This is a genomic window from Bacteroides sp. BFG-606 (assembly GCF_024788145.1).
GTDB lineage: Bacteria > Bacteroidota > Bacteroidia > Bacteroidales > Bacteroidaceae > Bacteroides > Bacteroides vicugnae.
In genome coordinates this window covers 3,655,650-3,670,810 of sequence record NZ_JANUIL010000001.1, presented here as the reverse complement: position 1 = coordinate 3,670,810, position 15,161 = coordinate 3,655,650, and the positions used below count along the sequence as shown (strand labels likewise).

Sequence of the window (15,161 nt, the reverse complement as noted above, 5' to 3'; positions counted from 1 at the left end):
TTTTATTAGGTTTGATACCTAATTAAATACGAAGATAGAGATTTATTTACCTAAATCCTCCGTCAAAGATCGGTTTTATTTGCACAAGAGCATGCTGTTATTCCAAACAAAGAATTATATTTGCAAAAAACCTACTAACAATTCTGATACTTATGAAAATCTTATCTATCCATGATTTGGCTACAATCAGGAAGAGAGCAGAACACAAACTTTCATTACGTGAAGAGAGTAATGAAAAAGTGACCGAAAAGTGCTGCGGACTGGCGTCCGGCACACAGCATCTTCAGATTCTTATCTGCGGCGGTACAGGGTGCAAAGCCTCTTCCAGTCAAGGCATTACGGAACATCTCCGGACAGCCATCGAAAAGAACGGCATTGCCGACAAGGTAGAAGTCATCACAGTGGGCTGCTTCGGCTTCTGCGAAAAAGGTCCCATTGTGAAAATCATTCCCGACAATACATTCTACACACAGGTCACTCCCGAAGATGCGGAAGACATCATCACCGAACATATCATCGGCGGCCGGAAAATAGCAAGGCTGCTATACATAGATCCTAAAACGGAACAGACTGTCAGTGACTCCAAACACATGGATTTCTATCGGAAACAACTCCGTATCGCCCTGCGTAACTGTGGTTTTATTGATCCCGAAAACATCGAAGAATATATCGCCCGAGAGGGGTACTTCGCATTAGCCGATTGCCTGCTCAACAAACGACCGATGGATGTGATTGATATCATCAAACAGTCCGGTTTGCGCGGACGCGGCGGTGGCGGTTTTCCTACCGGATTGAAATGGGAGTTTGCCCACAAACAGAAATCAGATGTCAAATATGTAGTCTGTAATGCCGACGAGGGAGATCCGGGTGCGTTTATGGACCGTTCCATCATGGAGGGAGACCCTCATTCGATTGTAGAAGCGATGTGTGTCTGCGGTTATTCTATCGGTTCTTCCAAAGGATTGGTGTATATCCGTGCCGAATATCCGTTGGCTATCAACCGTCTGAAAATCGCTATCGATCAGGCACGCCAATATGGGTTGCTGGGAGATCATATCTTGGGGACTGATTTTTGTTTCGATATAGAAATACGATATGGGGCAGGTGCATTCGTCTGCGGAGAAGAAACCGCCCTGATTCACTCTATGGAAGGAAAACGAGGCGAACCAACCCTCAAACCGCCTTTCCCCGCCGAATCCGGTTATTTGGGGAAGCCTACCAACGTAAACAATGTAGAGACGCTTGCCAACATCCCCATTATTTTGACGAAAGGCGCCGACTGGTTTGCAGCCATCGGAACGGAACGTTCCAAAGGAACGAAAGTATTCGCCCTTGCAGGAAAAATAAACAATGTCGGCCTGATTGAGGTGCCGATGGGAACTACCCTCCGGGAAGTAATCTATGAAATCGGTGGCGGTATCAAAGGCGGAAAGAGGTTCAAGGCAGTGCAGACAGGCGGACCTTCGGGCGGTTGTCTGACAGAGAAACATCTGGATACTCCTATCGACTTCGATAATCTTCTGGCTGCCGGCTCTATGATGGGTTCGGGAGGTATGATTGTCATGGATGAAGACGATTGTATGGTATCGGTTGCCCGTTTCTACCTCGATTTCACCGTTGAAGAATCTTGCGGAAAATGTACGCCTTGCCGTATCGGCAACAAACGTCTGCTGGAACTGCTGAACAAGATAACGGAAGGAAGAGGTACGGAAAAAGACCTGGATACCCTCGCTACTTTGGGACAAGTTATCAAGGACACCGCTCTCTGCGGATTAGGGCAGACTTCTCCGAACCCTGTTTTATCAACGTTGGACAATTTCTATGATGAATACGTGGAGCATGTGCGGGATAAAACCTGTCGCGCCATGCAATGTAAATCACTGCTGACTTATACGATTAATCCGGAGCATTGCATCGGTTGTCATTTATGCGCCAAAAACTGTCCGGCTGATGCAATCGGCGGCTTAGTGCGAAAACCGCATGTAATCAATCCTGATAAATGTATCAAGTGCGGCATGTGCATGGCACGCTGCAAATTCAATGCTATTCTTGTCTGCTAAAATCTATTTACTATGGAAGAAAAACAAATTACTCTCCAGATAGACGGTCATTTCATCACTGTGCCCGAGGGAAGCACGATTCTTGAAGCCGCCATCAAAATCGGTATCAATATACCTACGCTGTGTCATATCGACCTGAAAGGAACTTGCATAAAAAATAATCCGGCTTCCTGCCGTATTTGTGTGGTTGAAGTGATGGGACGACGCAACCTGGCTCCTGCCTGCGCTACCCGTTGCACGGAGGGCATGGTGGTAAAAACCAGTACCCTGCGCGTAATGAACGCCCGTAAAGTGGTAGCCGAACTGATCCTTTCGGATCATCCCAATGACTGTCTCACTTGCCCTAAATGCGGCAACTGCGAACTTCAAACGTTGGCACTGCGTTTCAATATTCGCGAAATGCCTTTCAATGGTGGTGAGCTGTCCCCCCGTAAGCGGGAAATTACTGCTTCTATCGTCCGTAATATGGATAAATGCATCTTCTGCCGCCGTTGTGAAAGTGTTTGCAATGATGTACAGACTGTCGGAGCATTGGGAGCCATCCGTCGCGGCTTCAACACCACCATCGCTCCCGCTTTCGACCGAATGATGACGGAAAGTGAATGTACTTACTGCGGTCAGTGTGTGGCTGTCTGTCCCGTAGGCGCATTAACGGAACGTGACTACACCAACCGTCTGCTCGACGATCTGGCTAATCCGGACAAAGTAGTGATTGTGCAGACCGCACCTGCCGTACGGGCTGCCCTAGGTGAAGAATTCGGATTTCCTCCCGGCACTCTGGTAACCGGGAAAATGGTATATGCGCTTCGCGAACTGGGATTCGACTATGTATTTGACACGGATTTTGCAGCGGATCTTACCATTATGGAAGAAGGTTCTGAAATTCTGAACCGATTGACACGTTATCTCAACGGAGATAAATCCGTGCGGTTACCTATCCTGACCTCCTGTTGTCCGGCATGGGTCAACTTCTTCGAACATCATTTCCCAGATATGCTGGACATTCCGTCTACCGCCCGCTCCCCACAACAGATGTTCGGTTCCATCGCCAAATCCTATTGGGCGGAGAAAATGGGCATACCCAGAGAAAAGCTGGTAGTCGTATCTATCATGCCTTGTCTGGCTAAAAAGTACGAATGTGCCCGTGATGAGTTCAAAGTGAACGGTATCCCCGATGTCGACTATTCCATTTCCACCCGTGAGCTGGCACGACTGATTAAACGTGCCAATATCGGCTTCCCTCTCGTACTGGATAGCCCATTCGACAACCCGATGGGTGAATCGACAGGCGCCGGTGTCATTTTCGGAACAACAGGTGGCGTAATGGAAGCCGCTCTCCGTTCTGTCTATGAAATCTATACCGGAGAACCTCTGAAAAATGTAAATTTCGAACAAGTACGCGGACTAAGCGGTGTTCGTCGTGCTACTATTAACCTAAACGGATTTGAATTAAAAGTAGGCATCGCACACGGACTAGGCAACGCTCGTCATCTACTGGAAGATATACGGAACGGGCACAACGAATATCATGTAATCGAGATTATGGCTTGCCCCGGAGGCTGTATCGGTGGCGGCGGGCAGCCTTTGCATCACGGCAACTCGGAAATACTCTATGCACGCGCTAACGCACTTTACCGCGAAGACGCCAACAAACCTTTGCGCAAATCGCACGAGAATCCGTATATCAAGACATTATACGAGGATTATCTCGGCAAACCGCTGGGTGAGAAATCGGAAACTCTCCTGCATACGCATTATTTCAACAAAGCGATTGATTAACTTTTAAATGAAGAGTATTATGTCAGATATCAAACTAGCCTGTGACATGGCAGAGCAAATCAAAACGATCTGCGACAAGCATGGAAACAACCCGGGCGAACTTATCAATATTTTACACGAGGCACAGCATCTGCAAGGGTATCTACCCGAGGAAACGCAACGGATTATCGCTTCCAAACTCGGAATCCCCGTATCAAAAGTGTATGGTGTGGTCACTTTCTATACTTTCTTTACCATGACTCCCAAAGGGAAACATCCCATCTCTGTCTGCATGGGTACAGCCTGCTATGTGCGTGGCTCTGAAAAATTGCTGGAAGAGTTCAAACGTGTATTGGGTATCGAAGTAGGAGATACGACTCCGGACGGAAAATTCTCATTAGACTGTCTGCGCTGTGTAGGCGCCTGTGGACTGGCTCCGGTAGTGATGATCGGCGAAAAGGTGTACGGACGCCTGCAACCGGTAGATGTAAAGAAGATTATTGAAGAATTGGAATAAACGCTCAAACGTTTCTATATAAAAATTAAAGCGGCTGCTTTGATTATTCAAAACAGTCGCTTTTACAAATTTCAAATAACACTAAAAAAAAGCGGAGAGAACGAGATTCGAACTCGTGATACCCTTTAGGGGTATACACGCTTTCCAGGCGTGCCTCTTCAACCACTCGAGCACCTCTCCTTGTTCGGGGCGCAAAAGTACAGGAAGTTTCCGTAACTCGCAAATATTTGAGAAGAATAATGCAATATTTTTTATATTCAGACTTTTATTGAAAAGATTTATACATCTACTTATTTAAATTCAAGGTAATATATTCGAATAGGGAGAGAAATAAAAAAAGTCCTGCCATGATAATATGTCATGTAGGACTTTTTTATTGCCTTAAGTTTTTTTGAGCGGAGAGACAGGGATTCGAACCCCGGGTACCTCGCAGTACAACGGTTTTCAAGACCGCCGCAATCGACCACTCTGCCACCTCTCCAAAACCTCTTTATCAGAAGTGCTTTTCGTTAAAAGCGGTGCAAAGGTACAACTCTTTTTTTGATACGCAAATATTTTTAGGACAAAATTTACGAAAAATAAAATCAGGGCAGAAAATAAAGCTGGCAAAACAACTCTATAGTCCGTTACTAATTAATTCTCATTTTCCTTTGCATATTTACATTTTATGCATATCTTCGCCTCGTTTTCACAACAAAATAAACAATAAGCGAAAAAGCAGTATGAGAAGTATATTTAAGACTAGTATTATTTTTTTATGCCTACTCACACACACTCTTCTATCAGTAGGTAGTACCCCTAAAAAAGACCTCGACCAGATTCTGGTCATCAGCGCTTATGCAGACTCCAATCCCTGGAGCAACAGCTTCATCACTCCGATTGTCACCATGGCTTCACAAGACAGCACCATAGGAGCATATACTATATATCTGAATATGTTCGCATTGCAAAACGCCAAAGAGGTGGATAAATTCGAAGCAAGTATCTGCGAGATGTTACCTTCATCTCCTCCCAAAATGGTGGTATTTGTGGGGAATGCCAGTTTCGTTTTCTGCGACAACCTCAATAAGATATGGCCGGACATTCCTATGTTGCTATGTGGCGAGCGGGATTATACAGGTCCGGACAGCCTTATCATTCAGGCTCATGCACTGGCTCCGCAACAGCGTATACCTATCAGCGACCTACAAAAGACGATGAACTTGACCATGTTGTACGCCAATCTGTATATCGAAGAGAATCTGCAACTCATGAAGCAGCTCATTCCGCAAATGAATAAAGTCATTTATATCGGTGATGGTACATATACATGCCAGCAGAACGATTATGACCTTTCCGCAACGATCAGGAAGAAGCATCCGGACTTGGAATATCAGTTTATTTCTGCAGAAAACACCTCTACCGACAGTCTTTTCACCATTCTCCGCAAACAGAATCCTCTCACTACCGGATTTTTGTTTTCTTCCTGGTTACGAAAAAAAGACTATGAAGAAAATCTTGTAATGACCAGTAACTCCCATCGTATTATCGCCACCTCATCCGTACCTCTTTTTTCATTCAGAAGAGTAGGTATTCAGGAAGAAGGAGGAATTATCGGTGGCTATATCTATGATGAAAAAGAGTATATTAACCGGATGTTAACCACCATCAAAGAGATTATCCACGGAAAACAACCCCGTTATATCCCTATCTATAATGCCGGAAATGCTACTCCCGTATTCAATTATCAGTCATTACTCCACCGCAAACTCAATCCAAAAAATTGTCCCAAAAATACAATTTTCTATGACGCACCTCCCACTTTGTGGGAGAAATACGAATATGCGATCATCGGAACAAGCTGCCTGTTCATTCTGCTGCTGTTAGGCTTCCAATATTACCGAGTACGCACACTCGAAAGAATGAAGCGTGTCCAGCACAAAGCATTAGAAAGTACTGGCAAGTATTATAACATTATCAATAGTATGCCAATTCTTTACATGGCGGAAGAACTTATAAAAGATGAGGACGGACGGATTGTAGACACAATATATATAGACGTAAACCAACATTTCGAGAAGAGATTTTTCGAAAAACAGAAAGTTATCGGTAAGCGGGGAAGCGAAATATTTCCGGAATCACTGCCGCAGTTTCTACATTTCATGAATATCTCCCTGGCAGAAAAACGTTCCATCACTTTTTCCTACTATTATAAAGAGATCGACACTTTTTATGACATAGTAGTAAATGCCAGTGACGACGGACGATTCATGCATATATTCTGTATGGACAGCACAGAGTTGCACCATGCCCAGATGCAAATGCGTTCTATCAACCACAAGTTATCCATGGCACTCGATATTGCCAATATCATCCCATGGAAATGGGATTTAAAGACACATACCATACAGTATGATGTAAACAGAACCGCCGTCACCGGCAATGAGAATACAGAAATAAGTGATGAACAGCTTTATATATCCGACGAACAGTATTTTACAAAAATACATAAAGAAGACCTTCCCAAGGTAAAAGAAGCCTATGCAAGCCTAATCACCAAACATACTAGAAAAGCAAAGGTGGAATACCGTATCATCAAAGAAGTGGACGGTGTGAACCATACTGACTGGATAGAGGCACAGGTAGCTGTAGAAAGTTATGACGAAAACGGACAACCACTCACTTTAGTAGGTTCCTCGCTGACCATTACCGACCGGAAGAGCATGGAAAACGATTTGATTTCCGCTAAAAACCGCGCTGAAGAGTCCAATCGACTCAAATCTGCTTTCCTTGCCAACATGAGCCACGAGATCCGCACACCGCTCAATGCAATTGTCGGTTTCTCCGGAATACTGGCTTCCACCGAGGAAGAAGAAGAGAAACGGGAATATGTCAGCATCATCGAAAATAACAATACCCTGCTTTTACAACTTATCAGTGACATCCTTGATCTCTCAAAGATTGAAGCCGGTACCATGGAGTTTGCCTACACAGACTTTGAACTGAATGGTGTAATGACCGAGCTGGAAAGTTCATTACGCCTGAAACTGTCCCCCGACAAACAAGTCACACTCACTCTCGAAACTCCGTTACCGGAATGTTATATTCATGCCGAACGCAACCGCATTTCACAGATTATCATTAATCTGGTAACAAACGCCATCAAATTTACAGAAACAGGTAACATTCGTATAGGCTACCAAATACGTGATAACAAACAGCTCTATTTCTATGTGACTGATACCGGCTGCGGCATTTCGGAAGACAAGCAAGAAAGTGTATTCGGACGCTTTGTCAAACTGAACACTTTCGCACAAGGAACAGGACTGGGACTTTCGATTTGCCAAACTCTTGTTCAGCAAATGGGAGGTGAAATCAGTGTATGCTCAACCCCCGGAGAGGGTTCCACTTTTTGGTTCACCCTCCCCTACCGTCCCGCGCTCGAAGCTCCGCAGCAGGAAGTAACAACAGAACCGGTAAAGATAAAGAAGCAAAAAATCACGATCCTGGTGGCGGAAGACCATGGAAGTAATTACCGTCTGATAGAATCCATTCTTAAAAAGGACTACAATTTACTACATGCCTGGAATGGAGAGGAAGCAGTAAGCCTATTTAGAGAACATAACCCGCAGCTCATCCTGATGGATATCAACATGCCCGTGATGGATGGATACGAGGCAACCAAAGAGATACGGAAATACTCCAAACGGGTTCCCATCATAGCCGTCACCGCCTTTGCCTATGCTTCGGACGAGCAGAGAGTGATGGAAAACGGATTTGACGCTTATATGCCCAAGCCCATCAATGCCAATCAACTGAAAGGACAAATCACCTCCATACTGATGAAACATATCACTTTTATGTAGACCGGAAACAATCGTTTCGTACAGTCGGGGAAAGGTCATTTCCAAAGAATAGCAATATCTAGGTATTTTATGTTGAAAAGCATAAAATAGAGCATATTTATGCCGATTATATGAAAAATCATTGTAACTTTGTGCGCTCTAAAGAAAAGGATAACTACAACCTCTAATTTTATCATTTATGGAATTAAACAAGATCTTTAAAGACGGTCTTTGGAGCACTGAAATCAACGTCAGAGATTTCGTAAGTCATAACATCACTCCGTATTATGGAGATGCTTCTTTCCTCGAAGGACCTACTGAACGCACAAAAGCCGTGTGGAACCGCTGCCTCGAAGCACTGGCAGAAGAAAGAGCCAATAATGGGGTACGCTCACTGGATAATGTCACCGTCTCAACCATCACTTCTCATAAAGCCGGATACATCGACAAAGAAAACGAACTGATTGTCGGCTTACAGACAGACGAGCTTCTGAAACGTGCCATCAAACCTTTCGGAGGTATCAATGTAGTGAGCAAAGCCTGCCACGAAAACGGTGTAGAGGTGGACGACCGCGTAAAAGATATCTTCACCCACTACCGCAAGACACACAACGACGGAGTATTCGACGTATATACCGAAGAAATCCGCTCGTTCCGTTCTTTGGGATTCCTCACCGGACTTCCTGACAACTACGCCCGCGGACGTATCATCGGCGACTACCGCCGCATGGCCCTCTATGGTATCGACCGACTGATTGAAGCCAAAAAAGAAGACTTACGCAACCTCACCGGTCCGATGACCGACGCCCGTATCCGCCTGCGCGAAGAAGTGGCAGAACAAATCAAGGCGTTGAAAGACATGAAGGTAATGGGCGAATACTACGGACTCGATTTGAGCCGTCCCGCTTACACGGCACAAGAAGCCGTACAATGGGTTTACATGGCATACCTTGCTGCCGTAAAAGAACAAGACGGCGCTGCCATGTCACTGGGTAACGTCTCTTCGTTCCTCGACATTTATATGGAATATGAATTGAGCAAAGGAACCATCACCGAATCTTTCGCACAGGAGCTGATCGACCAGTTTGTCATCAAACTGCGTATGGTGCGCCACCTGCGTATGCAATCCTACAACGATATCTTTGCGGGTGACCCGACATGGGTAACCGAATCTTTGGGCGGACGCCTCAACGACGGACGTACCAAGGTGACAAAGACTTCATTCCGCTTCCTGCAAACACTGTACAACCTCGGCCCTTCACCGGAACCGAACCTGACCGTACTATGGAGCCCGGAACTGCCGGAAGGATTCAAGGAATTCTGTGCTAAAGTTTCCATCGACACTTCATCCATCCAATACGAAAACGACGACTTGATGCGCGAAGTACGCCAGTCGGACGACTATGGAATTGCCTGCTGCGTATCTTACCAGGAAATCGGTAAACAAATCCAGTTCTTCGGCGCACGCTGCAATCTTGCGAAAGCCCTGTTGCTCGCCATCAACGGCGGACGTTGTGAAAACACCGGTACAGTTATGGTGAAAAACATTCCCGTATTGACCAGTGATACGCTGAAATTTGAGGAAGTAATGGACAACTACAAGAAAGTATTGACCGAAATCGCCCGTGTTTACAACGAAGCGATGAACATCATCCATTATATGCATGATAAGTATTACTACGAGAAAGCCCAAATGGCACTTGTAGATACCAACCCACGCATTAATCTTGCTTACGGTGTAGCCGGACTTTCTATCGCACTCGATTCACTGTCGGCCATCAAATATGCCAAAGTAACCGCACGTCGCAACGACATCGGTCTCACTGAAGGCTTCGACATCGAAGGCGAATTCCCTTGCTTCGGTAATGACAACGACAAGGTAGACCATCTGGGTGTTGACCTGGTATATTTCTTCAGCGAAGAACTGAAGAAACTTCCGGTTTACAAGAATGCCCGTCCGACTCTTTCATTGCTGACTATCACTTCCAACGTGATGTATGGCAAGAAGACAGGTGCTACTCCCGACGGACGTGCCAAAGGTGTCGCTTTTGCTCCGGGAGCCAACCCGATGCACGGACGCGACAAGAACGGTGCCATCGCTTCCTTGAGTTCCGTAGCGAAATTACGTTACCGCGATTCACAGGACGGTATCAGTAACACTTTCTCTATCGTTCCTAAATCACTGGGAGCTACTGCGGAAGACCGCATCGAGAATCTGGTTACCATGATGGACGGTTACTTCACCAAAGGTGCTCACCACCTGAATGTAAACGTTCTGAACCGTGATATGCTGTATGATGCCATGGAACATCCGGAAAAATACCCGCAGCTTACCATCCGTGTTTCCGGTTATGCCGTAAACTTCGTGAAGTTGAGCCGCGAACATCAATTGGAGGTTATCAGCCGTAGCTTCCACGAACGTATGTAACAATCTATTTACTCTATATGACGATAAACGTACATTCATACGAAAGTATGGGAACATTCGACGGGCCGGGCTTACGGCTCGTCGTTTTTCTTCAAGGTTGCAACTTCCGTTGCCTGTATTGCGCCAATCCCGACACGATAGCCGGAAAAGGAGGCACGCCTACCCCACCGGAAGAGATTGTCCGCATGGCAATGAGCCAGCGTCCTTTCTTCGGAAAGCGTGGAGGAGTTACTTTCTCCGGAGGAGAACCGACGTTTCAGGCAAAGGCACTCGTCCCACTGGTTCGTGAGCTGAAAGAGAAAGGAATTCATGTGTGCATAGACAGCAACGGCGGCATTTGGAACGAAGATGTAGAAGAGCTTTTACGTCTGACCGATCTTGTATTGCTAGATATTAAAGAATTCAATCCTGCACGCCATCAGGCACTGACCGGAAGAAGCAACGAGCAAACCATCCGCACGGCAGCATGGCTGGAAGAAAACGAGAAACCTTTCTGGCTGCGTTATGTATTAGTGCCCGGCTACAGCGATTTCGAGGAAGACATCCGCCGTTTAGGAGAGGCTCTGGGAAAATACAAAATGATTCAACGGGTGGAAGTGTTGCCTTACCATACATTGGGCGTACACAAGTACGAAGCTATGGAACAAGAATACAAACTGAAAGACGTAAAAGAAAATACCCCCGAACAACTTGAACAAGCTGCGGAGGTATTTAAAGAGTATTTCACTACTGTGGTGGTAAACTAATCATTTACCACACAGTATTATAATTCATTTAATTTGCAAATATCATTCTGTATCTTTGAGATCTCTTGATATTCTTCATAAGCAAGAGACTCCTTTAATATATTTTGTTCAAAATCCACTCCTGTTCCTTCGCACAATTTTTTCCCTATAGAAACCAAATAATTATACAGGCAGTGCCCCCGAACATACAAATAGGCGTTCTCTTTCTGTAAGCCAAAGCGCGAGTACTGTTCCATTTCATTTTCCAGACAAAAATCAGTCTTATCTTTCCAATCAGCTACAGCATTTTGCAACAACATCTTCAATCGCCGCAATAGCTTACTTCCGTTGTCCAGTTCATCATCCTTTTGATATTGCAAAGAGATACATCGCTTAAAAGCATCCCGGCCAAAATCCTTTAAGCCTTTTCTTTCTTCATAAAGCATAAAAAGCAAAGACTCGTAAATGATTGCAGAATAATTACTCAAAGACAGCAAGGCTGCTCCTATCCAAAACCAATTGATATAGGTGAAGTCATAAACATCTACTCCATTTTGAACAGTCTTATTACCTTCTATTAAAATGCCACTCATCACATCCTGCAATCCGGCTCCGATATAACTAGCGATGCCGACTACTCCCAAAGCGGCACCCGAAGCATTACGGGGAGCAATATCCACTGCCATCAAACCACCCAGAAAACAGATCAAAACTCCGATTCCTAAACCGAAAAGTACCATTGCCAACACGTCTATCCAAAAATGCCCCCCGGGACCAAAAGAAACAAACAGAGAGCAAACACATTCATCAACCCGAAAATTAACGCAGGAACATTGCGACGTCCACCAAATAACTTATCAAAAATAACACCTGAAAACATAGTACCGATAATACCACAGACCGGACAAATAGAAATGATAAAACTGGCATCCAATGTGGAGTAACCCTTTTGGGCTTCCAAATAAAAAACGCCCCAACCATTGATAGCGTAGCGGCTGATATACATAAAAACACTTGAAAGAGCCAGCATCCAAATGGCAGGCATCAGCAATGTAGCCATAGGTCATAAACAGGTGACAATATTATTAATATTGTCTCAATTATCCGACTTTTCGGGAAGGTTTCTGCATATATTTCTTTTTCCTAAAGTTCAAAAATAGTTAATTAAATTCCCGGATTATCCGATGTTCTATCAGCATACAAGGATATTTTCCTATCTTTGCAATAGGATTACGTTATCAAGGACAAAATGTAGTTTTAAAATTTAATAGAATGGGCAATATCAAAACAAAACAAAAGAATATTTCTTCTCAAAAGCAGAAGAATAAAATCAATCCCTCAAAAATTGATGATGGGAAAAAATTTGTATTGTCTGATGTATCCAAAGAAGAACTAAATAAAAGAAGAATTCCAGTATATCCTTACCTCCTCTAAATGTTAGAAAGCGCATATCCATTCTTCTCCATCCAAAAAGATGAAGGGAATGAGGATGGACTTCTATCTATATTATTATACAGATTCAAATCCGCTAAGTCGAATTTAGTTTATATTGTCAGGGTAGAGCAATACGAATGCAATATCTATGCAGTAAAGTTCTATCAGAAAAATCATAGATTATCTCATAATAAGTATAGGATAATGACCAATACCTTCGAACCGAGAAGGATCATTAATACCTGTATTAATATAATGCTCTCTATCTACGAAAAAAATCCCAAAGCTTCATTTGGTTTTATTGGAGCCAACGGTTTTAATGAAGATACGAAGTGTACCAAAAGATACAGAGTCTATTCAAGAATTGTAGCAACCTACTTTAGCGACAGAGTTTTCTATCACAAAGAAAATATAGAGAAGAGTGCATATATGCTCATCAACAATATAGCATTAAAAGAAAATCCCGACTTTATTCAACAAATCGAGAATTTCTTTATTAATCAATATGATTATTTTGAATAATTATTATTCGTACTAATAAGTCAGACGAACACCTGCTTGTATGTTGAAGTTAAACGGATTCTCTTTACGTATAGTTTGTATGTCGGAGCCATCATTGAAATAATAAGCAACACCCGGTTCCACGTAGATACCCAAACGCTTCGTTGCATTGATCTGTGCACCTACACCACCGGATACCGAGAACTGCAAAGGCTTCACTGTTTCTTTTTCAGAGCCAAGCTTTCCATAAACACATTTCTCAACCATACCTCCGCCGGAGACATAAAGAGTGACAAGTTTCTTATCCAGGAAGTTCCAGTTGGCACGCAACGGAATACCGATATAATGTAGTTTCTGCTCTATCTGTTGTTCTTCACCTGCCAGTTTTGCATCCGAAGAAAGCAGCGTATAAGTCAGTCCTGTCTCAAGAGAGAATCCCTTAGCTAAACCTTTACGAACGGACAATCCGAAAGAAATAGGTTGATGATGTTTAATATCAACCACCTGTTTTGCCTGACGCAGGTAAGGTACTCCATCTTCAAAAACCAACGTCTGGTCATTAGGAATTGTCTCCATCAAACCGTTGGAAACAGAAAACATACTCACACGGGACATATAGGCATGAGATCCGGCACCTACTTCTGTCGAAGCACCTCCTGAATTTCCTACCGAAAGTCCCATTGACCATGTTCCCTTTTGAGAAGATCTTTTTTCTGTCGGAATATGAAGTTTGTCTTTACCGGAGGGGCGGCGCGGTCTGTTATTCAATCGCTCTGCATCTTGTGACTGTCCCTGACTGGCATTTGTATTTTCTACCTGCTTCGGTTCATCTTCTACATTTTCAGTCTCTCCTTTCCCTTTTACATTCTTATCCTCCTCACTCAAAGAGTCCTCTCCATTTCCTGTTGAAAGTTTATTTTCATTACCGATCCCTAATAGATCTACACCTGTTTTCTGCTCCGTATGATTCCTGTTGACTTTCGCCAAACGGTCTACGCGAGCTACCGGCCGTAAGACAGGTTCCACAGCAGTTCCCTGCATATCCGGTTGTTGCACACCCGGCAATGCATCGGGCGTGGAAGCCAATGCAGGAGTTTGTATATGACGTATTTCATCCGCAGCAGGTGTCCCTAGAAAATACAGACTTACTGACGAAACGACAGCTAATATTATAACAGCTGCAGCAGCCATCATCCATTTTCGATAAGGATATATTTTCTTCTCCACAGGAGGCATAAGTTCTTTCTCCAGTTGTTCCCAACCGGAAGCAGGTGTCGGCTCGGAATAATCCGCAAGCTTCTCCTTCAACTTATTCATCCACAATTCTTTCTCTTCCATCTCTATCTATCCATTATGCGTTATCCATTCTTTTACTCTTTTTGCTAATACACTCTTCGCACGAAACAGTTGCGAAGCCGAAGATTTTTCATTGATACCTAATACCTGTGCGATTTCTTTATGCGATTTGTCTTCAAATGTATAAAGGTTGAACACGGTACGATACCCGGCGGGTAATTCTTCAATAAACTGCATCAGTACTTTTTGTGGAATCGCTTCCACATCGGAAGCATCCGGCTCTTCATACTCTTCGGGCAACTCTTCCAAAGGTGCCGACTGATTGATTACATCATTCTTCCGAAGATACTGCAAAGCAGTGTTGACCATCACCCGCTCCATCCAGGCCCGCAAGGAACCCTCACCCCTCCAGGTGAACTTATCGAACGAATCGAATATCTTTAAAAAACCGTCGTGAAGCAGATCCTGGGCTGTATCCCGGTCACCGGTATAACGTAGACAGATGCCAAGCATACGCCCCGCATACTGTTCATACAGTTCCTTGCGGGCCCGGTTATTACCCAGCCTACATTGTTCCGACAACTCTATTTCTTCCATTCTCTTATACACGTGTTTACC

Annotated in this window: 9 protein-coding genes, 2 tRNA genes and 1 pseudogene; 7 read left to right on the top strand and 5 right to left on the bottom strand. The window is 44.2% G+C overall.

All coding sequences use genetic code 11. The features are described 5' to 3' along the window. Window positions 1–152: 152 nt before the first annotated feature. From NXV01_RS13675 to nuoE, 3 genes are read left to right on the top strand one after another with little or no spacing between them, the layout of a single operon-like run. The gene (locus NXV01_RS13675) at window positions 153–2,060 is read left to right on the top strand and encodes an NADH-quinone oxidoreductase subunit NuoF (protein ID WP_309569301.1); all 1,908 of its coding nucleotides are present in this window, start codon (window positions 153–155) and stop codon (window positions 2,058–2,060) included. Between the two features lie 12 nt (window positions 2,061–2,072). After that, complete coding sequence (locus NXV01_RS13670) at window positions 2,073–3,839, top strand: NADH-dependent [FeFe] hydrogenase, group A6 (protein ID WP_117935148.1); 1,767 nt, start codon at window positions 2,073–2,075, stop codon at window positions 3,837–3,839. Window positions 3,840–3,858: 19 nt separating this feature from the next. After that, window positions 3,859–4,335 carry an NADH-quinone oxidoreductase subunit NuoE gene (gene nuoE / locus NXV01_RS13665; protein WP_117935149.1) on the top strand — a complete coding sequence of 159 codons (477 nt, stop codon included), beginning with the start codon at window positions 3,859–3,861 and terminating at the stop codon, window positions 4,333–4,335. Between the two features lie 92 nt (window positions 4,336–4,427). Here nuoE and NXV01_RS13660 read toward each other — a convergent pair. Then, window positions 4,428–4,515 (bottom strand) — tRNA-Ser (locus NXV01_RS13660). A 216-nt stretch (window positions 4,516–4,731) separates the two neighbouring features. Beyond that, window positions 4,732–4,816, bottom strand: a tRNA-Ser gene (locus NXV01_RS13655). Between the two features lie 241 nt (window positions 4,817–5,057). Here NXV01_RS13655 and NXV01_RS13650 point away from each other — a divergent pair. The 3 genes from NXV01_RS13650 (at window position 5,058) to pflA (ending at window position 11,333) form a co-directional block, all read left to right on the top strand. Then, window positions 5,058–8,180 (top strand): ATP-binding protein, encoded by a 3,123-nt coding sequence (locus NXV01_RS13650; protein WP_259022658.1) that lies wholly within the window; start codon window positions 5,058–5,060, stop codon window positions 8,178–8,180. A 178-nt stretch (window positions 8,181–8,358) separates the two neighbouring features. Next, a complete protein-coding gene (pflB, locus tag NXV01_RS13645; protein WP_148365989.1) occupies window positions 8,359–10,587 on the top strand; it encodes a formate C-acetyltransferase in 2,229 nt (742 codons plus the stop codon). Window positions 10,588–10,604: 17 nt separating this feature from the next. Beyond that, on the top strand, window positions 10,605–11,333 hold the full coding sequence (gene pflA / locus NXV01_RS13640; RefSeq protein WP_259022657.1) for a pyruvate formate-lyase-activating protein: 729 nt from the start codon (window positions 10,605–10,607) through the stop codon (window positions 11,331–11,333). 464 nt (window positions 11,334–11,797) lie between these two features. Here pflA and NXV01_RS13635 read toward each other — a convergent pair. Then, window positions 11,798–12,363, bottom strand: a pseudogene (locus NXV01_RS13635) (MFS transporter); the annotation flags it as partial. A 221-nt stretch (window positions 12,364–12,584) separates the two neighbouring features. On the opposite strand from NXV01_RS13635, the gene NXV01_RS13630 reads away from it, so the two are divergent. After that, a complete protein-coding gene (locus tag NXV01_RS13630) occupies window positions 12,585–12,746 on the top strand; it encodes a hypothetical protein (RefSeq protein ID WP_167511812.1) in 162 nt (53 codons plus the stop codon). Between the two features lie 534 nt (window positions 12,747–13,280). Here the strand turns inward: NXV01_RS13630 and NXV01_RS13625 are convergent. Next, the gene (locus tag NXV01_RS13625) at window positions 13,281–14,585 is read right to left on the bottom strand and encodes a PorT family protein (protein ID WP_259022656.1); all 1,305 of its coding nucleotides are present in this window, start codon (window positions 14,583–14,585) and stop codon (window positions 13,281–13,283) included. Between the two features lie 6 nt (window positions 14,586–14,591). Continuing rightward, on the bottom strand, window positions 14,592–15,140 hold the full coding sequence (locus tag NXV01_RS13620) for an RNA polymerase sigma factor (protein ID WP_148365982.1): 549 nt from the start codon (window positions 15,138–15,140) through the stop codon (window positions 14,592–14,594). Window positions 15,141–15,161 lie beyond the last annotated feature (21 nt).